This is a genomic window from Allobosea sp. 05L423 (genome assembly GCF_056397745.1).
The window spans coordinates 39,511-63,172 of sequence record NZ_JBFTOA010000006.1 but is presented as its reverse complement, the minus strand read 5'-3'; the positions used below and the strand labels follow the sequence as shown (position 1 = coordinate 63,172).

Sequence of the window (23,662 nt, the reverse complement as noted above, 5' to 3'; positions counted from 1 at the left end):
CGAAACCCGCCGACAGCTTTGAAAAAGGGCCCGCGAGGGCCCTTTTTGTTTATCTGCGCTCTCAGGCTATGCCGAGTTCGGCTGGTGCCTCCGCCGGTGTCAGCAGGTCTCCTGCCTGCAGGTGCCCGCCCGCGACGATGCGGCAATAGATGCCGCAATCGACATGGCCGTAGTTCTGCATCAGCGCCTTCGGGATCTGCATGTCGCGCGCGCCGGTCTCCGGGTCGACATTCGTCGCCGCGCAGCGCTCGATCCGCTTGATCACATGCAGCCGCAGGCCATTCGGCCCGTCCAGATCGCGGCCGACCAACTCGTTCTCCGCCCAGGGTTCGAGCCCGCTCACCATCAGGTTGCCGCGGAAGCGCAGCGGATCGACAGGTCTTCCGAGCCGTTCTTCGAGATCGGCGACGCTCGCGAGATTGATGATCGAGACGAAGCCTGAGCGGGAATCGGTGAAGCGATAGGTCGAGGGTGCCGTCAGCAGCTTCGGCTCGCCGCGCAACTCGGCGGGCATGAAACCTTCGAAGAAGCGCGTGATCGCCGCTCTGCCGTCGTCACTGGCGGTTGCTGCGCGCAATACCTCCCGGCTTCCCTCATGGATGACGAGGTCTCCGCTCGCATCGTCGTAGCGGCTGTGCAGCCGGGCCAGCGACTCGTTGCGCATCAGCATCAGGTACTTGATCTTCGGCTGATGCACCGGCTCGGCGGCGTCGAAGCCGGAAGGGCCATTCTCGACGGCGAACAGCCGGTCGCCGGGAAAGTAGCCTTCAGTCGGCAGATCGGCGCGCTGAAGCGGCTCCGGCGAGAGGCCTTTCACAGGGTAGCGATAGAGCGTTTCGATGCGCATGGTCCGACCCGAGCAGGCAAAAGGTGGCGGACCATAGCCTTGTCGGCGGATCCTGACAGATCAAATCTTGTATCCGTTTCGATCAATCCGCCTCGTCCTCGCCGTCGCTGACCGAGCGCTGGCAGCCCCAGCCGGCGAGCACGGCATCGGTCTCGTCGGCGACGAAGAAGCGGGCGGCGTCGCGGTCATAGCCCTCGGCCAGCAGGCGTTCGTAGTCGGTATGGACATGGCGGACATGGCTGCCGAGCGCGAGCCAGAGGGCCGTCGAGGGCGGCAGGTCCTTCATGTGGCGCCGCTCCGCCAGCGTGATCACCGCCTCTGCGTCGGAGAGCGGAATGCCGGGCGCCAGCGCCCTCAACGCCCGACGAATCGCCTGCTGTCGCTTGGTCCCGGCCATGCCCGATCTGCGCCTGCCGCTTGCGCCAGGTCAATTGTGGGGGCGCCCCTCTTCCGTTGCGCCAATGTCACACTATCTTGGAGAGCGAGGGGCGGCCCATAGCGGCGCCCCATCTTGATGAAAGGGCAGCGGAACACGTCGCCACGGGGCGCGTTCTGCGGGCGGAGTGACTTGAATGAACATTGAAAAATATACGGATCGAGCGAAGGGCTTTCTTCAGGCGGCGCAGACGATCGCGCTACGCGAGGGACATCAGCAGTTCACGCCGGAGCATCTGCTCAAGGCGTTGCTTGACGACAATGAGGGCATGGCGGCCGGTCTGATCGACCGGGCCGGCGGTCAGTCGCGCGTCGCGCTGCAACTCGTCGATCAGGCCCTGGCGAAGATTCCGAAGGTTTCGGGCGGTTCGGGCGGTCTCAACCTGACGCCGGGCCTGGCGCGCGTGTTCGACACCGCCGAGAAGGCGGCCGAGAAGGCTGGCGACTCGTTCGTCACGGTCGAGCGGCTCTTGCTCGCTCTCGCGATCGAGAAGGACACCGAGGCGGGCAAGGCTCTGTCGAAGGCCGGTGTGACGCCGCAGGCGCTCAACGCCGCGATCGAGGCGATCCGCAAGGGCCGTACGGCCGATTCCGCCTCGGCCGAACAGGCCTATGACGCGCTGAAGAAATACGCCCGCGACCTCACCGCAGCGGCGCGCGAGGGCAAGCTCGACCCGGTGATCGGGCGTGACGAGGAGATCCGTCGCACCATCCAGGTGCTGTCGCGCCGGACCAAGAACAACCCCGTCCTCATTGGCGAGCCCGGCGTCGGCAAGACCGCCATCGCCGAGGGCCTCGCTTTGCGTATCGTCAATGGCGATGTGCCCGAGAGCCTGAAGGACAAGGAGCTGCTCGCCCTAGACATGGGCTCGCTGATCGCCGGAGCGAAGTATCGCGGCGAGTTCGAGGAGCGGCTGAAGGCCGTGCTGACCGAGGTCTCGTCCTCGGACGGCGGCGTCATCCTGTTCATCGATGAGATGCACACCCTTGTCGGCGCCGGCAAGACAGATGGCGCGATGGATGCCTCGAACCTGCTGAAGCCGGCGCTCGCGCGCGGCGAGTTGCACTGCATCGGCGCGACCACGCTCGATGAGTACCGCAAATACGTCGAGAAGGACGCGGCGCTGGCGCGGCGCTTCCAGCCCGTCTTCGTCGACGAGCCGACGGTCGAGGACACCATCTCGATCCTGCGCGGCCTGAAGGAGAAGTACGAGCAGCATCACCGCGTCCGCATCACCGATTCGGCTCTGGTCTCGGCCGCGACGCTCTCGAACCGCTACATCACTGACCGCTTCCTGCCCGACAAGGCGATTGACCTTGTCGACGAAGCCTCGGCGCGGCTGCGCATGCAGGTCGACTCCAAGCCCGAGGAGCTGGATTCGATCGACCGCGAGATCGTGCGGCTCAAGATCGAACAGGAGGCGCTCAAGAAGGAGAACGACGCTGGCTCGAAGGAGCGGCTGAAGCGGCTCGAATCCGAACTGGCCGAGCTCGAGGCGCGTTCCGACGCGATCACGACCAAGTGGAAGGCCGAGAAGGACAAGCTCGGCCAGGCGGCGGAGCTCAAGACCAAGCTCGACAATGCCCGCAACGAGCTCGCCCAGGCACAGCGCAAGGGTGAGTACCAGCGGGCGGGCGAGCTCGCCTATGGCGAGATCCCGCAGCTCGAGAAGAAGCTGGCCGAGGTCGAGGCGAAAGGTGACGATGCCGGCATGGTCGAGGAGGCGGTGACGCCGGACCATGTCGCGCAGGTTGTCAGCCGCTGGACCGGCGTGCCGGTCGATCGGATGCTCGAAGGCGAGAAGGAGAAGCTGCTCCGCATGGAGGAGGTTCTGGCCTCCCGCGTCGTCGGGCAGCGCGAGGCCGTGGAAGCGGTCTCGACCGCGGTCCGCCGTGCCCGCGCCGGCCTGCAGGACCCGAACCGCCCGATCGGTTCCTTCATGTTCCTCGGCCCGACCGGCGTCGGCAAGACGGAGCTGACCAAGGCGCTCGCCGCCTTCCTGTTCGACGACGACACCGCGCTCGTGCGCATCGACATGTCCGAGTACATGGAGAAGCACTCGGTCGCCCGGCTGATCGGCGCGCCTCCCGGCTATGTCGGCTATGAGGAGGGCGGTGCCCTGACGGAGGCGGTTCGTCGCCGGCCCTATCAGGTCGTGCTCTTCGACGAAGTCGAGAAGGCGCATCCGGACGTCTTCAACGTCCTGCTGCAGGTTCTCGACGACGGGCGCCTGACCGACGGCCAGGGCCGCACGGTCGACTTCCGCAACGTGCTGATCATCATGACCTCGAACCTCGGTTCGGAGTTCCTGGTGAACCAGCCGGAAGGGCAGGACAGCGATGCCGTCCGCGACGAGGTCATGGGCGTGGTCCGCCATGCCTTCCGGCCGGAGTTCCTGAACCGGATCGACGACATCATCCTGTTCCACCGACTGCGGCGGGAGGACATGGGCGCGATCGTCGACATCCAGATGGCCCGGCTGCAGAAGCTGCTGACCGACCGCAAGATCACGCTCGAGCTCTCGAAGGAGGCGCGCGAGTGGCTGGCGGACAAGGGTTACGACCCCGCCTATGGCGCACGTCCGCTCAAACGCGTGATCCAGAAGTCGGTGCAGGACCCGCTGGCGGAAGCCATCCTCGCCGGCGAGATCGTCGACGGCGAGACGGTGCCCGTCACCGTCGGGCCGGGCTCGCTGATGCTCGGCGATGTCGCGGCCGTAAAGGAAAAGCGGCCGGCGGGCGTCGCGCTGAACTGATGTCTGCGGAGTAGACAGATAACGAAAGGGCCGCGCGAGCGGCCCTTTCTTGTCTCGGTAGCGAAGCGCTGCTCATCCCCGCTTCAGCAGGAACACCGCCTGCGCGCCGAACAGGTTCCAGAACCACCAGGGCGCGTTGACGCCGACCCGGCCGCCGGCGGCATCGAGCGCCACCGCGCGCTCCTTCTTGGCGCCGATCTGGTCGCAGAGCACGACGAAGTCCCGAATCGTGCAGAAATGGATGTTGGGCGTGTCCCACCATGAATAGGGCAGGGCGTCGGTCACCGGCATCCGCCCCTGGAAGAACACCTGGCTGCGCATCCGCCAATGCCCGAAATTCGGGAAGGAGACGATCGCGTGCCGGCCGATGCGCAGCATGTGCTCCAGCACGAGTCGCGGATTGCGCGTCGCCTGGATCGTCTGGGACAGGATGACGTAGTCGAACGAATCGTCGGGATAGCCGGCAAGATCGGCGTCGGCGTCACCCTGGATCACCGAGAGCCCTCGCGCCACGCAATCGGCCACGCCTTCGCGCGAAAGCTCGATGCCGCGCGCATCGACCCGGCGGGTTTCGGCGAGGAGCGCGAGCAGCACTCCGTCGCCGCAGCCGACATCGAGCACGCGCGTGCCCGGCGTCACCATCTCGGCGACGAGCTTCAGGTCGATGCGGTTGGTCTGGTTGTCGCTGAAGGCCATGCTCAGAGTCCGCGTGCCCGTGCCGCTGCGCCGATGAAGCCGCGTGTCGTGGCGAAGAGATTGGGCTCTTCCAGCAGGAAGGCGTCGTGCCCCTTGTCGCTCTCCAGTTCGACGAAGGAGACCGAGGCGCCGGCGGCGTTGAGCGCATGCACGATCGCGCGGGAATCCGCGGTGGGGAACAGCCAGTCCGAGGTGAAGGAGGCCACGCAGAAACGTGTCTTTGTGCCCACGAAAGCGCGCGCGAGCACGCCGTCATGGTCGGCTGCGAGGTCGAAATAATCCATCGCGCGCGTCACATAGAGATAGGAGTTGGCGTCGAAGCGCTCGACGAAGGAGAGGCCCTGATAGCGCAGGTAGCTCTCCACCTGGAAGTCAGCGTCGAAGGAGAAGGTCGGCGCCTCCCGGTCCTGCAGCTTGCGGCCGAACTTGCGGTGCAGCGCCTGCTCCGAGAGATAGGTGATGTGCGCGCCCATCCGCGCCACCGAAAGCCCCTTGGCCGGGCGGGTGCCCTCTTCGAGATAGCGCCCCTGCCGCCAGTCGGGATCGGCCATCACTGCCTGACGGCCGACTTCGTGGAAGGCGATGTTCTGGGCCGAGTGCTTGGCGCCGGTCGCCAGCGGCAGCGCAGAGAAGACGCGACCCGGATAGCTCGCCGCCCATTGCAGCACCTGCATGCCGCCCATCGAGCCGCCCGCGACGCAGAACAGCGTCTCGATGCCGAGCGAGTCGACCAGCGCTGCCTGCGCCCGCACCATGTCGCGGATGGTGACGACCGGGAAAGACAGGCCCCAGGGCTTGCCAGTGGCCGGATTGGTCGAGGCCGGTCCGGTCGTGCCGGTGCAGCCGCCGATCACGTTGGCGCAGATCACGAAGAAGCGGTCGGTGTCGATCGGCTTGCCCGGTCCGATCATCGCGGTCCACCAGCCGCCCTTGCCGGTGATGGGATTGCGGCTCGCGACATATTGGTCGCCGGTCAGGGCATGGCAGACCAGGATCGCGTTCGTTTTGTCGGCGTTGAGCGTGCCGTAAGTCTGGTAGGCGATCTGCCACCGGTCGAGCACGACGCCGCAATCCATCAACAGCGGCGTGTCGGGGCCGAAACGCGCAACCGGGCTCGAAGGCTCGTTCGCCTCCTTCTGCGGATCGGCCAGGCTGGGGGAGAGATCGCTCATATCGTCCGCTTCGGCAGTGTGATTTGTCTTGCCGGTCCAGGCGTTCGGAAAATCGAACTCTAGCGATGCCGTGCCGGCGCGTCGCTGTCAACGCGGGACTGCGCAGCCGGCTTTGCCAAGGCGCGGCGGGAGCGCTAAGGAGCGTGGCAACTCCTAAAGCCCTCATCCTGAGGAGCCGCGGAACGTGGCGTCTCGAAGGATGATCCAGCGGGTTCCGAAACCTCCTGGAGCATCCTTCGGGACGCAAGCTTCGCTTGCTGCTCAGGATGAGGGCTCACGGGTCCTCGTCGAGAAGCGCAACCTGCCGCCATGACCGAAGCCGCCCCCACGACCCTCGCCGACCTGCGTGCAGGGATCGATCGCATCGACAGCGAGATGCATGCGCTGCTGATGGAGCGCTCGCAGATCATCGAGACGCTGATCTCGGTCAAGAAGACGCAGGCCTCCGGCTCTGCCTTCCGCCCCGGCCGCGAGGCCGACATGATGAAGCGCCTCGCGCTGCGCCATAAGGGGCTTCTGCCGCTCGATACGGTCGAGAGCATCTGGCGCATCATCATCGCGACCTTCACCTATGTGCAGGCCAATTATTCGGTGCATGCCGATGTCTCCGGCGGCGATCCGGCAATGCGCGATTCCGCTCGCTTCCATTTTGGCTTCACCGTTCCCTTCGTCCCGCATGAGGATGCCCGCGCGGTCATCCGCGCCGTGGCCGAGTCAGCCGGCGACCTCGGCATCTTCCGCATGGACCAGGGCGCCAGCGCCGGCATCTGGTGGCGGGACCTGATCGGGGCCGACAAGCCCAAGATCATCGCGCGCCTGCCCTTCATCGAGCGGCCGGATCATCCAGCGGGAACGCCGGTCTACTGCATCGCCAAGCCGCTGACCGACGCCGCCGTGCGCGAGATCGTGCTCTATGCCGCCCGCGTCGAGCGCTGGTCGGAAGCACTCCGTCACGGTCTCGCCGAGCATCTGGCCGAGGTCTCGGCCTCGGCGGCCGATGGCTCGCATCTGTCGCTGCTGGTCGCGGCCTCCGGCGAGGTCGATCAGTCGGTGATCCGTGCCGCCCTCGCGCCCGCCGGTCTCAGCGACTTCTCCGAGGTCGGCAGCCATGCCGCCCGCTTCGCCGTCAAATCCGCCCGTTCGTGAATAGATGAACTTGATCTAATGCCCCCTCAACGCCGCCATCCCGGGCGACCATAGGGAGACCCGGGATCCATGCCTGAGCGCTGCCGGTGAACGCTCCGGCATGGATCCCGGATCTTCGCTTCGCTCCATCCGGGATGACCGCGCGGATATGATACCGAAAGAGCAAGAGATGACCGCCTCCCGCCCCGTTCCCCGTCCCGGCGTCCTCGACATCGAGGCCTATGTCCCCGGCAAGTCCGCCGCCCCCGCCGGCGTGAAGCTGCACAAGCTCTCCTCCAACGAGACGCCGCTCGGCCCGAGCCCGAAGGCCGTCGCGGCCTTCGAGGGCCTTGCCGCCAAGCTGGAGCTCTATCCCGACGGCACGTCGACCAAGCTCAAGCAGGCGATCGCCGGCCGCTACGGTCTCGATCCCGCGCGGATCATCTGCGGCAACGGCTCGGATGAACTGCTGGAGCTCGTCACCAAGGCCTATCTCGGCGCGGGCGACGAGGGCATCTACAGCCAGTACGGCTTCCTGGTTTATCGCATCGCGATCCTCGCCGCCGGCGGTAAGCCGGTCGTCGTGGCCGAGAAAAACTACACGGCCGATGTCGACGGCATCCTCGCCGCGGTGACACCGAAGACGAAGATCGTCTTCCTCGCCAACCCCAACAACCCGACCGGCACCTATCTGCCCTTCGACGAGGTGAAGCGCCTGCAGGCCGGCCTTCCGCCGCATATCCTGCTGGTGCTGGACGCGGCCTATGCCGAGTATGTCCGCCGCAACGACTACGCCTCCGGCCTCGAACTCGTCGCCGAGAGCGAGAATGTGGTGATGACCCGCACCTTCTCGAAGATCTACGGCCTCGCCAATCTGCGCATCGGCTGGATGTATGCGCCGGCCCATATCATCGATGCGCTCGAACGTATCCGCGGCCCCTTCAACGTCAACGGCGCCGCGATCGAGGCGGGCGCCGCCGCCGTCGCAGACGAGGCCCATGTCGCCGCCGCGCTGGAGCACAACGAGAAGTGGCTGGCCTGGACGACGGCCGAGCTGGAGAAGCTCGGTCTCACCGTGACGCCCTCGGTCGGCAACTTCATCCTGATTCATTTCCCGAAGACACCGGGCAAGACGGCCAAGGAGGCCGACGCCTTCCTGACCCAGCGCGGCCTCATCCTGCGCGCCGTCACCTCCTATGGCCTGCCGGACGCGCTGCGCATGACCATCGGCTCCGAGGAGGCGAACCGCCTCGTCGTCGCAGCGCTCGCCGATTTCCTCAAGGCATGAGCGAGATGGCGGAAAGCTTCGCGCCGCGCCGGCCCACGCCGGTCTTTGCCCGCCTCGCCATCATCGGCATCGGGCTGATCGGCTCCTCGATCGCGCGCGCGGCGAAGGAGCTGAATCTCGCCGGCACGATCGTGCTGGCGGACCGCGACGAAGCCGTCCGCCAGCGGGCGCGCGAACTCGGCCTCGGCCATGCCGTGGCAGAGACGGCAGCGGAAGCGGCTGTTGATGCCGACCACATCATCCTCTGCGTTCCGGTCGGGGCCTGCGGGCCGGTCGCGGCCGAGATTGCGTCCTCGCTGAAGCCCGGCGCGATCGTCTCCGATGTCGGCTCGGTCAAGGGCTCGGTCGTCGACGCCGTCTCGCCGCATCTGCCGGAGGGCGTCGCCTTCGTGCCGGCCCATCCGGTCGCGGGCACCGAGAATTCCGGCCCCGATGCCGGCTTCCCGAGCCTCTTCCTCAACCGCTGGTGCATCCTGACCCCGCCGGAAGGCACGGACGCGGCGGCCATCGCGAAAACCCGCCAGTTCTGGGAGGGGATGGGGGCGCTGGTCGAGGTGATGAGCGCGCAGCATCATGATCTCGTGCTCGCTGTCACCAGCCACCTGCCGCATCTCATCGCCTACAACATCGTCGGCACGGCCGAGGACCTCGAAGCGGTGACGCAGTCGGAGGTCATCAAGTTCTCGGCCGGTGGTTTCCGCGACTTCACCCGCATCGCGGCGTCGGACCCGACGATGTGGCGCGACGTCTTCCTGCACAACAAGGAAGCGGTGCTGGAGATGCTCGGCCGCTTCAACGAGGACCTCGCGCTGCTGACCCGCGCCATCCGCTACGGCGACGGCGAGACGCTGCACAAGCACTTCACCCGCACCCGGGCGATCCGCCGCGGCATCGTCGCGCTCGGGCAGGAGAAACCGGAGACGGAGAAGCTGCGCAAGGACTGAAGCATCGGACCGAAAAGTGACTTCCACTTTTCGGAGAAATCCCATGCGCAAACAAAGGCCTGGATTGCCGTTTCGCACCCGATGGGAGGCGTGGCGATCCAGCGGGGTGGCTTCACGGGGCCGCCTGATCGGGTAGCGGCTCCACCGGTTGCGGGGCGGCAGGCGCTACGCAACCCTGTGCAAGATGTCGGGTTTGGCTTGCCAAGCTCCGCAGTGACTGTTACAGCGCCACCCGTCGCCGCAATAGCTCAGCTGGTAGAGCACCTCATTCGTAATGAGGGGGTCGGGGGTTCGAATCCCTCTTGCGGCACCATCCTCATATTCGCCAATTCCGCAGACGTTGAAAACCGGCCGAAGCGGCCGGTTTTTTGCGTCTGGCGGTTCGTCCGGCCATCGCACTGAGCCGGTGCTTATTTCCGCGCCGAACGCGCTCTGATCGCTGCCTCATCGGCCGCCTGCTGGCGCTTGAAGGCGGCGATGTTCTCCTGGCCCGCACGCATGTTCTCGGCTGCGCGCCCGTCCTGCATCATGTCGCGGCCCTCTTGCAGGACATCCATGGCGCATCCGGCCGTGCGATTGCAGGCCGTTGCCGGCTGGGAGCCGACCGACAGGTAAATTGCCGCACCGGCCGCCGCTATCCCAGCAAGAATGAGCATTTTTCTATCCATGTGACGGGCTCCGCGCCGAGGCATTGAGAAACGTCTAAGGCCAGTCAGGTCGGCGTGTGACCGCGCACGGCTTGAATGCGCGCCATGACTTTTCGTCACGGACGCTGAAAACACCAACGGGCCTAAGGAATACTCCCGTCTGGAGAGGCCGGAACCTGTCCCCAAGGACAATACACCGTCTTCTCTCGTTGTGCTGAATTCGACGGCCGGCTGGCGCCACACGGATCTTGCAGCCCGAGGGAAGGATTCACGATGGCCCCTCCTGTTCAGGAATCGCGCAGCATCGATCACTTCTTCTCGGCTCCTTCGGGCCGAGCCGACCGCTGGCGGGATCTTCATGCCGCCGCGCGCTCCTGGTCGACGGGTGGCAAGAGCCGCCGCGCGGTCGAGGTTGCGCTCAATGAACTCGGCGTCATCGAGGAGTTTCATGCATTCCCGGGCGCCGAGCTTCTGGCGGCCCTGCGGGGCCTCCTGCAGAACGACGACGCAACCGGCTTCCTGTCGCTCGCCAAGCGCATCTCGCTGGCCATCATCACGAGCAACTACAAGCATGATCCGAAGGAATGGCAGTCGGCCGACCTGTCGCTGGCGGAGCCGGTGGACATTCTGCCCTCGTCACTGGGAGAGGGTTCATCGCACCGTCCCTATTTCGAAACGCTGCTGGTGACGCCCGCTCCCCCCGATCGCTGGCCGCATGTCGCGGCCGAGTTTCGCCGGCTGAGACGCCCCGAGGACGCGTTCGTCTACGAAGCGGTGCTGGTTGGCAGCCTGGAAGATGCGATCTGCGCGGCAGTGCTGAATCCCAACATCGCTGCGGTCGCCATCTATGAGGGCTTTGTGCTGAGGTCCCGGCACGATGCCCCGATCCTGCGCAGCGTCCTCGCCGCGCAGCAGCCGCTCCTCGACAAGGCTGATGAAGCCGACATGGCCTTGCGCCTCGCCGCCGGGCTGAAGGCGATCCGGCCCGAGCTCGATATCTATCTGCTCTCCGATCGGCGCGTCGAAAAGCTGGCGGGCGATCCGCGCGCCGCGATGATCCGCCGCGTGATGTACCAGGTCGAGGAGCCGCTGGAGCTGCATCTGTCGGTGCTGGAGGGCATCAAGGCGCGCTACGACACGCCTTTCTTCGACAATCTCAAGCTCTATGCGCAGAGGCCGATCGCCACCTTCCATGCCCTTCCGATCGCACGCGGCAAATCGGTTTTCCACTCGCCCTGGATCCGCGACATGGGCCAGTTCTACGGCATCAACCTCTTCCTTGCCGAGAGCAGCGCCACCACGGGCGGCCTGGACAGCCTGCTGGAGCCCACCGGCAACATCAAGCGCGCCCAGGAAATGGCGGCGCGCGCCTTCGGCGCCGACCACGTCTTCTTCGTGACCAACGGCACCAGCACCTCGAACAAGATGGTTCTGCAGGCGCTGGTCGCGCCCGGCGACATCGTCATCCTCGACCGCAACTGCCACAAGTCGCATCATTACGGCCTGGTGCTGAGCGGCGCGCAGCCCGTCTATGTCGAGGCGTTCCCGATGACGGAATACTCAATGTACGGGGCGGTGCCGCTGCGCACCATCAAGAAGGCGCTGCTTGATCTGAAGGCGGAAGGCCGCCTGGATCGCGTCAAGATGGTCGACCTGACCAACTGCACCTTCGACGGCCACATCTACAACACCCGGCGCGTGATGGAGGAATGCCTCGCCATCAAGCCGGATCTGATCTTCCTCTGGGACGAAGCATGGTTCGGCTTCGCCCGCTGGTCACCCTTCCTGAGGCCGCGAACGGCGATGGGCGCGGCGGCCGACATCGAAGCCTGGATGGAGGGGCCGGAAGCCGTCGACAGCTACGAGCGGCAGCGCAAGGAACTCGGCGCGAGCCCATCTGCCAAGACCCTGCTGGACACGCGGCTGATCCCCGATCCGCGCGCCGTCCGGTTGCGCGTCTATCAGACGAACTCGACCCATAAATCGATGTCGGCATTCCGGCAGGGGTCGATGGTGCTGGTCAAGGATGTCGACTTCCACAAGGTCGAGGCGCAGTTCCACGAAGCGATCTTCACCCACGCCTCGACGAGCCCGAACCAGCAGCTCATCGCCAGCCTCGAGGTCGCACGCCGGCAGATGGAGCTCGAAGGCTACGGCCTGGTAATGAACGCCATCGAAGTAGCGCTCGACATCCGGCGGGAGATCGCCATCCACCCGCTGATCTCCAAGTACTTCAAGATCGTCGGAGCCGATGGAATGGTGCCGGCGCAGTACCGGACCAGCGGCTTTGTCGATTTCCTTGCGCCCGAGACGCGCTGGGACGACCAGTTGCGCAGCATGCGCGAGGACGAATTCTGCCTCGACCCGACGCGCATGACGCTGGTCTGCGGCACAGCGGGCTTCGACGGCACCTCGTTCAAGGGACTTCTGGCCTCCGAGTACGGCATCCAGGTCAACAAGACGTCGCGCAACTCGGTGCTCCTCCAGTCCAACATCAACAACACGCGCAGCGATGTGGCGCTGCTGATCGGCGTCCTGCTCAAGATCAGCAATGAGATCGAGGCGCGCCTGCGTCAGGGCGGCGAAGGCGAACGACGGGCCTTCGAGGCCCGTGTGCGCAGCCTGATGAAGGATGTGCCCGAACTCCCGGATTTCAGCCGCTTCCACGAAGCCTTTCGCGGCGATGCCGGCAAGAACACGCCTGAAGGCGATATCCGCACGGCGTTCTTCTCCGCCTATGCGGAGGAAAAATGCGAATACCTGCCGATCGACAGCCCCGAATGCGACCGTCGCATCGACAAGGGCCCGGCGCTCGTCTCGGCCAATTTCGTCATTCCCTACCCGCCGGGCTTCCCGATCCTGGTGCCGGGCCAGGTCGTGACGCATGAAACGATCACCTTCATGCGCAAGCTCGATGTGAAGGAAATCCACGGATACGAGAAAGCAAAGGGCCTCAAATTGCTGAGGCCGGACGCGCTGTCCGACAAACAAGGTGTGAGTGCCGAGAAGAGTCAGAAAAAGCCTCGAGCAGCTTAGCTGTTCGTCGATCCCGACTGCCAGCAATTGGGGGAATGGAATGTTCGACTGGTTCGCTGCCACCCTGAGAAGCTACCCGGAGATCTCGCTCTTCCTCTCGCTGGCGATCGGATACTATGTCGGCGGCTTCGCCTATAAGGGCTTCAGCCTCGGCGCGGTGACCTCGACGCTGATTGCCGCTGTCATCATCGGCCAGCTCGGCATCACGATCTCCCCCAATGTGAAATCGACCTTCTTCCTGCTCTTCCTGTTTGCCGTCGGCTACGGCGTCGGGCCGCAGTTCGTTCGCGGCATTGCCAAGGACGGCGCGCCGCAGGCGATCTTTGCGGTCGTCGTCACCGTCTTCTGCCTGGCGGTTCCCGTCGCAATCGCGAAGATCGCCGGCTACCATCCGGGCTACGCGGCCGGCCTCTATGCCGGATCACAGACGATCTCGGCCTCGATGGGGCTGGCGACCGACGCCATCAATCGCCTTGGGCTGTCGGCCGAACAAACCAAGGAATATCTCGATGGGATGCCGGTCGCCTATGCGGTCACCTACATCTTCGGCACCGTCGGGTCTGCCGTCGTTCTCGCCCAGCTCGGCCCGAAGCTGCTCGGTATCGATCTCGTCAAGGCCTGCAAGGACTACGAGGCCCGGCTCGGCGGCGGCAAGGAGATCGGAGGTCCGGGCTCCGTCTGGCGGCGCTTCGAGCTCCGCGCCTTCCGGCTCCGCACCGACGCCAAGGTCGCCGGCATGCGCGCCGCGGAAGCCGAGGCCCTGGTGCCGGACGCCCGCGTCTTCGTCGAGCGCATCCGCCGCAACGGCGTCATCGAGGACGCGACCGCCGACACGATCCTGCGAGAAGGGGACGTCATCGCTCTCGCCGGTCCGCGCGAGACGCTGGTCAACCTGATCGGTCAGAATGCCGATGAGATCGAGGACCCCGAACTGCTCGACCTGAAGGCCGAGGGCGTCGACATCTACGTCACCAGCAAGGACGCCGACGGCAAGACGCTGACCGAGCTCTCCCAGATGCCGACCGCCCGCGGCGTCTTCCTGCGCAAGATCGTCCGCGGCGCGACCGCCGTCAGCATCCCGATCCTGCCGGATACGATCATTCATCGCGGCGACATCCTGACCGTCGTCGGCCGCACCCAGGACATCGCTGCGGTTGCGAAGACCATCGGCCATGCGGATCGCCCGAGCGATGTCGCCGATGTCGCCTTCATCGGCGGTGCCATCACGCTCGGCGCGCTCATCGGCGCGCTCGTGTTCAAGGTGGGCGGTGTTCCGCTGACGCTGTCGACCGCAGGCGGTGCGCTGATCTCCGGTCTCGTCTTCGGCTGGCTGCGGTCGGTGCGCCCGGTCTTCGGCCGCATCCCGAGCTCGACCGTCTGGTTCATGAATTCGGTCGGCCTCAACATGTTCATCGCCGTCGTCGGCATCTCGGCCGGCCCCGGCTTCGTCAAGGGGCTGCAGACGCAGGGCGTCGGCCTCTTCCTCTGGGGCGCTCTGGCGACGGCCGTCCCGCTGATCCTGGCGATGTTCGCCGGCAAGTATGTGTTCCGGTTCGATCCGGCGATCCTGCTTGGCGCCTGCGCCGGCGCGCGCACCACGACGGCCGCGCTCGGAATGATCTGCGAGACCGCGGGCAGCCAGGTTCCGGCGCTCGGTTACACCGTGACCTACGCGGTCGGGAACACGCTTCTGACTATCTGGGGCATGGTGATCATCATTCTGCTGACCTGACAAAATCAGACGAAACCATTCGATTTCAGGCTCATATCAGGAGTTTGTCATGGATCCTGTCACTCTGCGGAGCTTCGAGAAACTCAGCCCCTTCGAGATCAAGGACGAGCTCATCCGCCTTGCAAAGCTGACGGCTCAGGACTCGTCGATCGCGATGCTCAACGCCGGCCGCGGCAACCCCAACTGGGTGGCGATGACACCGCGCGAAGGCTTCTTCCTGCTTGGGCAATTCGCGATCACAGAAAGCCGCCGCGTGATGAACAAGCCCGCCGGCATCGGCGGCATGCCCAAGGCCGACGGCATCGCCGCGCGGCTGGAGGATTGGCTGACCACGCACAAAGATTCCCCCGGCGCCGCCTTTCTCCGCGAGATGGTCGCCTTCGCCGTCAAGAAGTTCGACTTCAAGCCTGATGCCTTCGTGCACGAGCTGGTCGACTCGATCATCGGCGACAACTACCCGGTGCCGGACCGCATGCTGGTGCACAACGAGCGCATCGTGCACGAGTATCTGATGTGGGCGATGTGCGGCGAGCCGCGCCCCCCCGGCCAGTTCGACCTCTATGCCGTCGAGGGCGGCACGGCGGCGATGTGCTACATCTTCAAGTCGCTGAAGGCCAACCGGCTGCTGAACCCCGGCGACACGATCGCCCTGGCGACGCCGATCTTCACCCCCTATCTCGAAATGCCGCATCTCGAGGACTACGGCCTCAACATCGTCACCGTGGCGGCGCCGCAGGAGAACCGCTTCCAGTTCACCGACGAGGAGCTGAAGAAACTCGAGGACCCGAAGGTCAAGGCCTTCTTCGTGGTCAACCCCGGCAATCCCTCCGCTGTCGCGCTGAGCGAGGAGACGATCGCCAAGATCGTCAAGCTGGTCACGACGAAGCGCCCCGATCTGCTGCTCCTGACCGACGATGTCTACGGAACCTTCGTGAAGGGCTTCCGCGGCCTGCTCGGAGCGCTCCCGCGCAATACGATCGGGGTCTACTCCTACTCCAAGTATTTCGGCTGCACCGGCTGGCGGCTCGGCGTCATCGCCATCCATCGCGACAACATCTTCGACAAGGCGATCGCGAACCATCCCGAGAAGATCCTGACGGTGCTCGACAAGCGATACGGACCGCTGACGCTGAAGCCGCGCGAGATGAGGCTGATCGACCGCATCGTCGCGGACAGCCGCGACATCGCTCTCAACCACACCGCCGGCTTGTCGCTTCCGCAGCAGGTGATGATGTCGCTGTTCTCGCTGTCCGAGATGATGGACGAGGCCAAGCTTTATCAGAAGACCTGCATGGATATCGTCAGGTCTCGCGCCGACAGGATGATCGAGGGGTTGGGCATCGAGGTGCCCGACAATCCGCTGCACGATCGCTATTACGGCCTGGTCGATTTCGAGTTCTGGGCCAACAAATATGTCGGCCCCGAGGTGGTGGCCTATATGAAGCAGCACATCCACCCGCTCGACATCGTATTCCGGCTGGCCGAGGACCACGGCATCGTGTTGCTGAACGGTGGCGGCTTCCATGCGCCGGACTGGTCGGTGCGCGTCTCCTTCGCCAATCTCGACGACGAGGTCTACAGCCAGATCGGCCGCGCGACGCGTGCCGTCGCTCGTGGCTATCGGCAGGCCTTCGAGGCCTACAAACTCGCCCTCAAGGAGAAGTCCTGAGGGCCGCGCTGTCGCGCAGGCCTGATGGCCGATCAGCGCCATCGGGTCGTTCCGCTCTATGCGAGAGCGCATTTGCGGGGAGGGGGGCATGAGTTTCGTCGTTGACGCCTTGCGTGGCAATCCCGAGCTCGCGATCTTCCTGACCATCGCCCTCGGTTTTCTGGTCGGCCGGCTGAAATTCGGCAGCTTCAGCCTCGGCATCGTCGTCGGCTGCCTGCTGGCCGGCGTCGTGATCGGCCAGCTCGACATCAAGGTGCCTGCCGCCGTGAAGGCGGTCTTCTTCGATCTGTTCCTGTTCACGACCGGCTACAAGGTCGGCCCCCAGTTCTTTCGCGCCCTCAAGCGCGATGCCATTCCGCAGGTCGCGCTGACGGTCGTGCTCTGCGTGACCTGCCTCCTCTCGGCATTCGGGTTCGCAAAGCTCCTCGGCTACGACATCGGGACTGCTGCCGGCCTGCTCGCCGGCGCCTTTTCGGAGTCGACCGTGATCGGAACCGCGGGCGAGGCGATCCAGCGCCTCGATCTTCCCCAGTCCGAACGGACGGCACTGGTCAACAACATCCCTGTCGCCTACGCCGTCACCTATCTCGTCGGCACCGCCTCGCTGGTCTGGTTCCTGCCGAAGATCGGCCCGAAGCTGATGGGCATCGATTTGAAGGAGACCGCGGCCGCAATGGCCTCGCAATCATCGGGGCAGGTCAGCGAGGCAGACGGCGTGGTCTCGGCCGCGCGCCTGTTTGATACGCGGACCTATCGCGTCACCAATGAGCAGTTCGTCGGTCGGACTGTCGCCGAGATCGAGGCGCTTCCACGCGTGGCGCGTGCCTACCTGCTGCGCATCCGTTCAGGCGATACCCTGCGCGAGCCCGAGCCCAATCTCGTGATCCGCGCGGGCGACATCGTCGCCGTCATGGCCCGGCAGGAGGTCCACGCAAATCACGGCGACCTCATCGGCCCGGAGGTCAGCGATCCCGGTCTTCTCGATATCCCCATCGAGTCGCTCGACGTGGTCCTGACCAACCGTTCCCTCGACGGGCAGCGCTTGGCGGAGCTCGCTAATCAGGATTTCGCCCGCGGCGTCTTCCTCGCCCGGCTGATGCGCTCCGGTTTGGCCATGCCGATCGAGGCGGAAAGCAAGGTCAATCGCGGCGATGTCCTCTCGATCATCGGACCGATGCATGCCGTCGAACGCGCTGCGGAGAAACTCGGCTACCCCGATAGGCGGACCTCTGCGACCGACATGGTGTTCGTCGGTCTCGGCATCTTCCTGGGCGGTCTGGTCGGGCTCCTGAGCGTCGTCGTCGGCGGGATCCCGCTGACGCTGACCGCCAGCGGCGGAGCGCTCATCATGGGGCTGGCCTTCGGCTGGCTGCGGTCGGCCTATCCCTACTTCGGCCGCATACCCGAACCGGCGATCTGGATCTTCGATACGGTCGGCCTGTGCGTGTTCATCGGCATCGTCGGCCTCGGCGCGGGCCCGAGCTTCATCTCCGGGCTGAAGACGACCGGGCTCAGCCTGGTGGTCGTCGGCCTCGTCTCCGCGCTGCTTCCGCACACGCTGGGCATCCTCTTCGGCCGATATGTCCTGAAGATGGATCCCCTCATCGTGCTCGGCGCCTGTGCCGGAGCGGGCACGATCACGGCTGCTCTCAGGGCGATCCAGGACGAAGCCCAGAGTAGCGTCCCCGCTCTGGGCTACACAGTGCCCTATGCGATCGGGAACATTCTCCTGACCGCCTGGGGGCCGATCCTGGTCGCGCTGATGGCCAGGTAACCCGCTCCGCCGCGGCCCGCTTCTGATGCTTCGGTGCCGCGGCGAAGCCTGCGAGGCTCACGCGAAGCGCTTTGCACCCGCAACGCAGAGGACAACGACGCCCGCCACTGCGACCATCGTCCAGGCGATGGGCTCATGCAGCAGCAGGCCGGCAAGCAGCAGGCCGAAGAAGGGCTGCAGGAGCTGGAGCTGCCCGACACCGGCGATGCCGCCGAGAGCCAGCCCGCGGTACCAGAACACGAAGCCGACCAGCATGCTGAAGACCGAGACATAGGCCAGGCCGAGCCAGGCGGGCGTCCCGATGCCCTGCCAGGATGCCGGCAGGAACAGCAGCGTCAGCACGGCCATCGCCGGCAGTGACAGCAGCAGCGCCCAGGAGATGACCTGCCAGCCGCCGAGCCGGCGCGAGAGCGCCGCACCTTCGGCATAGCCAAGGCCGCAGAGCAGGATGGCGGCGATCATCAGCAGGTCGCCGGTGAGCGAACCGCCCTCGCTATGGGCGAGCGCGAAGCCCGCGACGGTCGCAGCGCCGAGCACGGAGAAAAGCCAGAAGGCCGGCTTCGGCCGCTCGCCGGCGCGCATCACGCCGAACAGTGCCGTCGCCAGCGGCAGCAGCCCGACGAACACGATCGAGCGGGCCGCCGTGATGTGCTGGAGCGCCAGCGCCGTCAGCAGCGGAAAGCCGAGAACGACGCCGAGCGCGACGATGGCGAGCGGGCCGAGATCGGAGCGTTCCGGCCGCTTCTGGCGCAGCAGGACGAGGAAGAACGCGCCCAGAAGCGCCGCGATCACTGCGCGGGCGGAAGTGAGGAAGAGCGGCGAGAAGCCGGCGACGGCGACGCGCGTGGCCGGCAGGGAGCCGCTGAAGATCAGCACGCCGATGAGGCCGCTGCCCCATCCCTTGCCGGCCCCGTCCTGCTGCATCGTCGCCGCCTTGTTCTGCATCCTCGCAGGTCTAGGCAGTCTGCGCTGGCCGGAACAGTGACAATCCGATACATTCGAGTAGAACTGTATGGGTATGGACATCATGACAGTTGTCGATCCGAGCGCAGTCGACGCCGGGCAGGGGCGGACGGCGGTGGTGATGGCCGCCATTCGGGACAAGCTCGCGGCTCGGTCTCTGGCCCCTGGCGACCGGCTGCCGTCGATCCGCCGTTTCGCCGCGACGATGCGGGTTTCGCCGTCCACCGTTGTCGAGGCTTATGACCGGCTGGCCGCGGAAGGCTTGATCCGCGCCCGCCAGGGCTCCGGCTTCTATGTCACGGGCAATGGCCTGCCGCCCCTGGCATTGACGCAGGCCGCATCGCCGCACGAGCGCGCGGTGGATCCCTTCTGGGTCTCGCGCCAGTCGCTCGATGCGGATGAGGCCGCTCTGAAGCCGGGTTGTGGCTGGCTCCCGGCCGACTGGATGCCGGGCGAGGCGCTGCGCCGCGGCTTTCGCGCTTTGGCGCGGGCGCAGGACCCGGTTCTCTCCGAATATGGCGGGACGCGCGGCTCGCCGACGCTGCGGCGCTATCTGCTCGGGCGTTTCGCCGAGGAGGGGCTCGCCGCGGGTCCTGAACAGCTCCTGCTGACCGGGTCGGGAACGCAGGCGCTCGATCTGGTCTGCCGCTTCCTGCTGCGGCCGGGCGACACCGTCCTTGTCGACGATCCCTGCTATTTCAACTTCCAGGCGTTGCTGCGGGCACATCAGCTGCGCGTGCTCGGCGTGCCCTATACGCCATCGGGGCCGGACGTCTCCGCTTTCGAGGCGCTGGTCTCTGCCGAGCGGCCGCGCCTCTACCTTACCAATTCCGGGCTGCACAACCCGACCGGGGCCAGCCTCTCGCCGCAGACGGCCTTCCGTGTCCTGCAAATCGCCGCCGCTCAGGATCTCACCATCGTCGAGGACGAGATCTTCGCCGATTTCGAGCCGGAACGGTCGCCGCGCCTCGCTTTGCTCGACGGGCTCGACCGGGTGATCCGCATCGGCAGCTTCTCGAAGACGCTCTCGGCCTCCCTGCGTTGCGGCTACATCGCCGCGCGCGCGGATTGGATCGATGGGTTGGTCGACCTTCAGGTCGCGACGAACTTCGGCGGCCCCGGCCCGGTCGCGGCCGATCTGGTTGCAGGCGTGCTCGCCGAGGGAGGTTATCGCAAGCATATGGAGGAGGTGCGCCGCCGCCTCGCCCAGGCTCGCCGCGAGGCCGCCACCCGGCTGGAGATGCTCGGCATCGTGCCATGGCTGATGCCGCGCGGCGGCTTCTACCTCTGGTGCCGCCTGCCTGAGGGCGTCGATTCCGCCGGGCTTGCGCGGCTGGCTGTGGCGCGGAACGTCGTGCTGGCGCCCGGCAACGTCTTCAGCGTCTCGCAGGGCGCGGGCGGCTTCATGCGCTTCAATGTCGCCCAGTCGCGCGATCCGCGTGTGTTTGAGGTATTGCAGCAGGGGATGGAGGAGCTACGGCAGGGCGGTTGATCAGGCGCAGCGCCCGCGTGCCTGCGCGCCACTCGTCAGCCAGCTGCCCCCCTGTTATAGACCCCCGCAACCGGCCCGGCCGGATAGGATCGAAAGTAAGAAGTCATGCATCTGAGGATCGGCACGCGCCGCAGCCCGCTGGCGATGGCGCAGACCAATCAGGTCATGGGGTTGATCCGGGAGAAGTTTCCGGAGACGGAATTCACCCTCTGCCAGATCGCCACCATCGCTGATCGTGACCGCGTCTCCGAATTCCATCAGTTCGGCATGGTCGGTGTCTTCGCCGTCGAGCACGAGCAGCAGCTCGTGCGCCGCGAGGTCGATTTCGTCGTTCATTCCCTGAAGGACCTGCCGACCGCTCTGCATGAGGGTCTCGTCCTTGCCTCCGTGCCGCCGCGCGAGGATCCGCGCGACGCGCTCTGCGGTGCGACGATGGCTTCGCTCCGGGAGGGGGCTCGCATCGGGACCGGCTCGCTGCGGCGCCGCGCGCAAATCCTCAACCTGCGACCCGACGTTACCGTCGTGCCGATTCGCGGCAATGTCGGCCCGCGCCTCGCCAAGATCGGCGGCGACGATCCGCTCGATGCCGTCATCCTCGCCCAAGCCGGGCTGCGCCGGCTCGGGCTGGACGTTGCATCGTCCGAGGTGCTGGCATCCGAGCTTTTCCCCTATGCCGTCGGGCAGGGGGCGCTGGGCCTGGAAGCCCGCGCCGACGATGCCGCCGTGATCGAGATCCTGCAGGCGATCCAATGCCCCAAGGCTCGTGCAGAGGTCGAAGCCGAGCGCGAGATGATGCATGCGCTGGGTGCCGGCTGCAGCTTGCCGGTCGGTGCCTGCGCCAGCTGGGCCGATGGCCGCCTGACCCTGCATGCCCAGGTCACGTCCGTCGAGGGAGCGGAGCGTGTCGAAGCCAGCGACAGCGCCGCGCCCGAGCAGGCGCGGGAACTCGGCCTCGCCGTCGCCGAGGAGCTGAAGTCGCGCGGCGGCGGGGCGATCCTCGAGAAGAGCTACCGCGGCTACTATCCGACGTTCAAGACGCTGTAGCTTCAGCGAGAACCCTAACCAGACAGCAAGGCCCGGCTCCTTGTCGGGGTGCCGGGCCTTGTCATGGCCACCGTCGCATGCAGGCGAGTGGCCGCTTCGGGATGAGGTCAGAGCCGGACGGCGACCTCGCCATGCCGTGCGGCGAACTGCGCCGCCTCCTTCCAGAACAGCATCCAGGCAGGCTGCGGGCTTTCGTATCCCGGTTCGTGCATCGACATCGTATAGGGGCCCTTGTTGCCGGCCGGCTTGTCGGGGTCGAGCCGCGCAGCCCTGCACATCGCGCGGGCAATGCGCTTGATTCTCTCTTCGTCCATGTCTGTCTCCGCCGCCAGGATTCAGCGGCGACGAAACGCGGAAGCAAACAGGCAGGTTCCCGAAAATCTCAGGAAAATAAATGAAATAACGATATCAGTATCTTAAATGGGATCTCGCGGATCCTCGGCGCTCGGCTTGTCGAGCATGGTGGCGCCGGGCCCCCGCGCGCCTGCCCAACGCGCCGCCAGCGCGATACCCAGTGGAATCGCGATCACGACGATCCACACAACGAAGCCCCAATCCCCGTTCATTCCATCAATTCCGTCCAGAGCCTTCGCCAGACGGTAGCTTCTTCGCGCCTGCCTGGAAATCCGTCTGCGGCGGCTCCTCCTCATACTCGAAGGGCGGGGCGGGGCCTGTCGGATGGGCGGAGTGCGGCGACGGCCCGGGGCGCTTTCCGGTGGCCACCGACTGAGCGGGCGGCTGCGGCGTCTCGATCGGCTTTGGTGAACCGACACGGTTGAGCATCTCGGCCTCCATGGGTGCATGTCAGATACTGGACCAAGCTGCGAGCCGCGGCATTGTTCCCGGTGGCTTCAGCCCGCCAGCAGCCCGAGCGCGCGCTCGATCCGCGAGCAGCCGGCCCGGGCGCGAGCCCTGGCGTAGCTGCGCTGCAGCCGCCCGCTGGCATAGGCATCGATGACGATGGCGTGGACATAGCTCTTGCGCACCACGGCCGGCGTGTTGACGAGGCGCTCCGAGACCGCGCGCATGATGTCGGCGAGCTGGCGCTTGCGTCCGGCCTCGCTCGCGACCTCCTCTGCCGCCAGCAGCAACTCCGCTGCCGCAGCGTTGGCGGCGAGCATCCGCAGATCCTTGCTGCTGACCGGCAGGCCGCAGGCCTGCTTCAGATAAGCGTTGATCTCGGCCGCATGGATCGCTGCGACGGACCCGTCTTCGCGGCGATATTGCAGCAGCCTGCGCCCTGGCAACGCGGCAATGCGCGTGAGCGCGCGTGCCAGCGGAGCGTCGTCCACCGCGCAGGCGATCTCCTTGCCGCCCTTGCCGCGGAAATGAAGCGCGACCCGCGTGCCCGTGAGCGCGACGTGCCGCTTCAGCAGCGTCGACGTGCCGTGGCTGCCGTTGCTCTTCGCATAGCTCTCGTTGCCGACGCGCAGGTGGCAGCGGTCGATGATGGCGGCGGCGCAGGCGAGGGCCTTGTCGTGGGAAAGCGTGCGGGCCTTCATGTCGGCGACAATGCGGGCACGCAGCTTCGGCAGAGCGGCGATCAGCCGTCCAAGCCGCTTCAGCTTGTGGCGTTCGCGCACCTTCTCCCATTCGGGATGGTAGCGATGCTGCAGACGGCCGGCCTCGTCATGGCCGATCGCCTGAAGATGCGCCCGCGGATCGGTGGCGATCCGGACATCTTCATAGGCCGGGGGGATCGCGAGGGAGCGGATGCGCGCCAGCGTGTCCTCATCCGTGATTCTCTCGCCCTCCGCATCGCGATAGCCGAAGAAGCGCCCGTGACGGACGCGGCGGATCGTGAGTTCGTCAGACGAAACGCGCCGCAGTCGCATCCTGGCGGGGCGTCGTTTAGCTTGCGGGGAGACCGGCATGGCGTGGGCTCGCAGATCACTGCTGCGGAAATGCGCCGGCACCGACTTGGTTCCGCCGAGTTCAGCATACTCACCACATTTCGACAAGCACCCTCATTCGAGGGGGTGTATGCGTGGAAATCAGTGGCATTGCGAAGGCGTCTCGCCAAAACTGTTAAAAAATTTGAA

At 66.0% G+C, this 23,662-nt stretch carries 19 protein-coding genes and 1 tRNA gene; 11 read left to right on the top strand and 9 right to left on the bottom strand.

The features are described 5' to 3' along the window. Positions 1–61: 61 nt before the first annotated feature. Both AC1DNE_RS16280 and AC1DNE_RS16275 read right to left on the bottom strand, forming a co-directional pair. Positions 62–847 carry an MOSC domain-containing protein gene (locus tag AC1DNE_RS16280; protein ID WP_441471405.1) on the bottom strand — a complete coding sequence of 262 codons (786 nt, stop codon included), beginning with the start codon at positions 845–847 and terminating at the stop codon, positions 62–64. A gap of 82 nt (positions 848–929) precedes the next feature. Next, positions 930–1,244 carry a DUF2293 domain-containing protein gene (locus AC1DNE_RS16275; protein ID WP_441471404.1) on the bottom strand — a complete coding sequence of 105 codons (315 nt, stop codon included), beginning with the start codon at positions 1,242–1,244 and terminating at the stop codon, positions 930–932. A gap of 175 nt (positions 1,245–1,419) precedes the next feature. Here AC1DNE_RS16275 and clpB point away from each other — a divergent pair, with 175 nt between their 5' ends. Continuing rightward, positions 1,420–4,038: an ATP-dependent chaperone ClpB gene (gene clpB / locus AC1DNE_RS16270; RefSeq protein WP_476766100.1), complete on the top strand. Its 2,619-nt coding sequence runs from the start codon at positions 1,420–1,422 to the stop codon at positions 4,036–4,038. Between the two features lie 72 nt (positions 4,039–4,110). On the opposite strand, the gene metW is transcribed toward clpB, so the two are convergent. Together metW and metX are read right to left on the bottom strand one after the other, a co-directional pair. Further along, positions 4,111–4,734: a methionine biosynthesis protein MetW gene (gene metW / locus AC1DNE_RS16265; protein WP_441471402.1), complete on the bottom strand. Its 624-nt coding sequence runs from the start codon at positions 4,732–4,734 to the stop codon at positions 4,111–4,113. 2 nt (positions 4,735–4,736) lie between these two features. Continuing rightward, positions 4,737–5,906 (bottom strand): homoserine O-acetyltransferase MetX, encoded by a 1,170-nt coding sequence (metX, locus tag AC1DNE_RS16260; protein ID WP_441471401.1) that lies wholly within the window; start codon positions 5,904–5,906, stop codon positions 4,737–4,739. Positions 5,907–6,215: 309 nt separating this feature from the next. On the opposite strand from metX, the gene AC1DNE_RS16255 reads away from it, so the two are divergent. The 4 genes from AC1DNE_RS16255 to AC1DNE_RS16240 all read left to right on the top strand — a co-directional run bounded on the left by AC1DNE_RS16255 (position 6,216) and on the right by AC1DNE_RS16240 (position 9,576). After that, positions 6,216–7,052, top strand: a complete 837-nt coding sequence (locus AC1DNE_RS16255; RefSeq protein ID WP_441471400.1) for a chorismate mutase — start codon at positions 6,216–6,218, stop codon at positions 7,050–7,052. 169 nt (positions 7,053–7,221) lie between these two features. After that, positions 7,222–8,319 carry a histidinol-phosphate transaminase gene (gene hisC, locus AC1DNE_RS16250; RefSeq protein WP_441471399.1) on the top strand — a complete coding sequence of 366 codons (1,098 nt, stop codon included), beginning with the start codon at positions 7,222–7,224 and terminating at the stop codon, positions 8,317–8,319. A 5-nt stretch (positions 8,320–8,324) separates the two neighbouring features. Beyond that, positions 8,325–9,263 carry a prephenate/arogenate dehydrogenase family protein gene (locus tag AC1DNE_RS16245; protein WP_441471584.1) on the top strand — a complete coding sequence of 313 codons (939 nt, stop codon included), beginning with the start codon at positions 8,325–8,327 and terminating at the stop codon, positions 9,261–9,263. A gap of 237 nt (positions 9,264–9,500) precedes the next feature. After that, positions 9,501–9,576, top strand: a tRNA-Thr gene (locus AC1DNE_RS16240). 97 nt (positions 9,577–9,673) lie between these two features. On the opposite strand, the gene AC1DNE_RS16235 is transcribed toward AC1DNE_RS16240, so the two are convergent. Beyond that, a complete protein-coding gene (locus tag AC1DNE_RS16235) occupies positions 9,674–9,820 on the bottom strand; it encodes a hypothetical protein (RefSeq protein WP_441471398.1) in 147 nt (48 codons plus the stop codon). 363 nt (positions 9,821–10,183) lie between these two features. Here AC1DNE_RS16235 and AC1DNE_RS16230 point away from each other — a divergent pair, with 363 nt between their 5' ends. From AC1DNE_RS16230 to aspT (AC1DNE_RS16215), 4 genes are all read left to right on the top strand, one after another. Next, entirely contained in the window at positions 10,184–12,946 is a 2,763-nt protein-coding gene (locus AC1DNE_RS16230) for a decarboxylase (RefSeq protein ID WP_476841122.1), read from the top strand. A gap of 40 nt (positions 12,947–12,986) precedes the next feature. After that, positions 12,987–14,678 (top strand): aspartate-alanine antiporter, encoded by a 1,692-nt coding sequence (aspT, locus tag AC1DNE_RS16225; RefSeq protein ID WP_476766098.1) that lies wholly within the window; start codon positions 12,987–12,989, stop codon positions 14,676–14,678. A gap of 49 nt (positions 14,679–14,727) precedes the next feature. Beyond that, positions 14,728–16,347 carry a bifunctional aspartate transaminase/aspartate 4-decarboxylase gene (locus AC1DNE_RS16220; RefSeq protein WP_476766097.1) on the top strand — a complete coding sequence of 540 codons (1,620 nt, stop codon included), beginning with the start codon at positions 14,728–14,730 and terminating at the stop codon, positions 16,345–16,347. 88 nt (positions 16,348–16,435) lie between these two features. Continuing rightward, a complete protein-coding gene (aspT, locus tag AC1DNE_RS16215; protein ID WP_476766096.1) occupies positions 16,436–18,121 on the top strand; it encodes an aspartate-alanine antiporter in 1,686 nt (561 codons plus the stop codon). Positions 18,122–18,178: 57 nt separating this feature from the next. On the opposite strand, the gene AC1DNE_RS16210 is transcribed toward aspT (AC1DNE_RS16215), so the two are convergent. After that, positions 18,179–19,066 carry a DMT family transporter gene (locus AC1DNE_RS16210; protein ID WP_441471393.1) on the bottom strand — a complete coding sequence of 296 codons (888 nt, stop codon included), beginning with the start codon at positions 19,064–19,066 and terminating at the stop codon, positions 18,179–18,181. A gap of 82 nt (positions 19,067–19,148) precedes the next feature. On the opposite strand from AC1DNE_RS16210, the gene AC1DNE_RS16205 reads away from it, so the two are divergent. Together AC1DNE_RS16205 and hemC are read left to right on the top strand one after the other, a co-directional pair. Continuing rightward, the gene (locus AC1DNE_RS16205; RefSeq protein WP_441471392.1) at positions 19,149–20,576 is read left to right on the top strand and encodes an aminotransferase-like domain-containing protein; all 1,428 of its coding nucleotides are present in this window, start codon (positions 19,149–19,151) and stop codon (positions 20,574–20,576) included. Between the two features lie 105 nt (positions 20,577–20,681). Continuing rightward, the gene (hemC, locus tag AC1DNE_RS16200) at positions 20,682–21,620 is read left to right on the top strand and encodes a hydroxymethylbilane synthase (RefSeq protein ID WP_441471391.1); all 939 of its coding nucleotides are present in this window, start codon (positions 20,682–20,684) and stop codon (positions 21,618–21,620) included. A 107-nt stretch (positions 21,621–21,727) separates the two neighbouring features. On the opposite strand, the gene AC1DNE_RS16195 is transcribed toward hemC, so the two are convergent. From AC1DNE_RS16195 to AC1DNE_RS16185, 3 genes are all read right to left on the bottom strand, one after another. Then, positions 21,728–21,934 carry a hypothetical protein gene (locus tag AC1DNE_RS16195; protein WP_441471390.1) on the bottom strand — a complete coding sequence of 69 codons (207 nt, stop codon included), beginning with the start codon at positions 21,932–21,934 and terminating at the stop codon, positions 21,728–21,730. Between the two features lie 102 nt (positions 21,935–22,036). After that, entirely contained in the window at positions 22,037–22,186 is a 150-nt protein-coding gene (locus tag AC1DNE_RS16190) for a hypothetical protein (RefSeq protein ID WP_441471389.1), read from the bottom strand. 285 nt (positions 22,187–22,471) lie between these two features. Then, a complete protein-coding gene (locus tag AC1DNE_RS16185; protein ID WP_441471388.1) occupies positions 22,472–23,455 on the bottom strand; it encodes a DNA topoisomerase IB in 984 nt (327 codons plus the stop codon). Between the last annotated feature and the right edge of the window lie 207 nt (positions 23,456–23,662).

What these genes read in the sequence shown, in the direction of transcription:
- AC1DNE_RS16190 (WP_441471389.1), bottom strand. Translation starts at nt 22,186, where the DNA reads ATGAACGGGGATTGGGGCTTCGTTGTGTGGATCGTCGTGATCGCGATT.
- AC1DNE_RS16275 (WP_441471404.1), bottom strand. Translation starts at nt 1,244, where the DNA reads ATGGCCGGGACCAAGCGACAGCAGGCGATTCGTCGGGCGTTGAGGGCG.
- hemC (WP_441471391.1), top strand. Translation starts at nt 20,682, where the DNA reads ATGCATCTGAGGATCGGCACGCGCCGCAGCCCGCTGGCGATGGCGCAG.
- AC1DNE_RS16280 (WP_441471405.1), bottom strand. Translation starts at nt 847, where the DNA reads ATGCGCATCGAAACGCTCTATCGCTACCCTGTGAAAGGCCTCTCGCCG.
- AC1DNE_RS16235 (WP_441471398.1), bottom strand. Translation starts at nt 9,820, where the DNA reads ATGGATGTCCTGCAAGAGGGCCGCGACATGATGCAGGACGGGCGCGCA.
- metX (WP_441471401.1), bottom strand. Translation starts at nt 5,906, where the DNA reads ATGAGCGATCTCTCCCCCAGCCTGGCCGATCCGCAGAAGGAGGCGAAC.
- AC1DNE_RS16210 (WP_441471393.1), bottom strand. Translation starts at nt 19,066, where the DNA reads ATGCAGAACAAGGCGGCGACGATGCAGCAGGACGGGGCCGGCAAGGGA.
- AC1DNE_RS16245 (WP_441471584.1), top strand. Translation starts at nt 8,325, where the DNA reads ATGGCGGAAAGCTTCGCGCCGCGCCGGCCCACGCCGGTCTTTGCCCGC.
- AC1DNE_RS16255 (WP_441471400.1), top strand. Translation starts at nt 6,216, where the DNA reads ATGACCGAAGCCGCCCCCACGACCCTCGCCGACCTGCGTGCAGGGATC.
- AC1DNE_RS16205 (WP_441471392.1), top strand. Translation starts at nt 19,149, where the DNA reads ATGACAGTTGTCGATCCGAGCGCAGTCGACGCCGGGCAGGGGCGGACG.
- aspT (WP_476766098.1), top strand. Translation starts at nt 12,987, where the DNA reads ATGTTCGACTGGTTCGCTGCCACCCTGAGAAGCTACCCGGAGATCTCG.
- metW (WP_441471402.1), bottom strand. Translation starts at nt 4,734, where the DNA reads ATGGCCTTCAGCGACAACCAGACCAACCGCATCGACCTGAAGCTCGTC.
- AC1DNE_RS16220 (WP_476766097.1), top strand. Translation starts at nt 14,728, where the DNA reads ATGGATCCTGTCACTCTGCGGAGCTTCGAGAAACTCAGCCCCTTCGAG.
- AC1DNE_RS16230 (WP_476841122.1), top strand. Translation starts at nt 10,184, where the DNA reads ATGGCCCCTCCTGTTCAGGAATCGCGCAGCATCGATCACTTCTTCTCG.
- AC1DNE_RS16185 (WP_441471388.1), bottom strand. Translation starts at nt 23,455, where the DNA reads ATGCGACTGCGGCGCGTTTCGTCTGACGAACTCACGATCCGCCGCGTC.
- hisC (WP_441471399.1), top strand. Translation starts at nt 7,222, where the DNA reads ATGACCGCCTCCCGCCCCGTTCCCCGTCCCGGCGTCCTCGACATCGAG.
- clpB (WP_476766100.1), top strand. Translation starts at nt 1,420, where the DNA reads ATGAACATTGAAAAATATACGGATCGAGCGAAGGGCTTTCTTCAGGCG.
- aspT (WP_476766096.1), top strand. Translation starts at nt 16,436, where the DNA reads ATGAGTTTCGTCGTTGACGCCTTGCGTGGCAATCCCGAGCTCGCGATC.
- AC1DNE_RS16195 (WP_441471390.1), bottom strand. Translation starts at nt 21,934, where the DNA reads ATGGACGAAGAGAGAATCAAGCGCATTGCCCGCGCGATGTGCAGGGCT.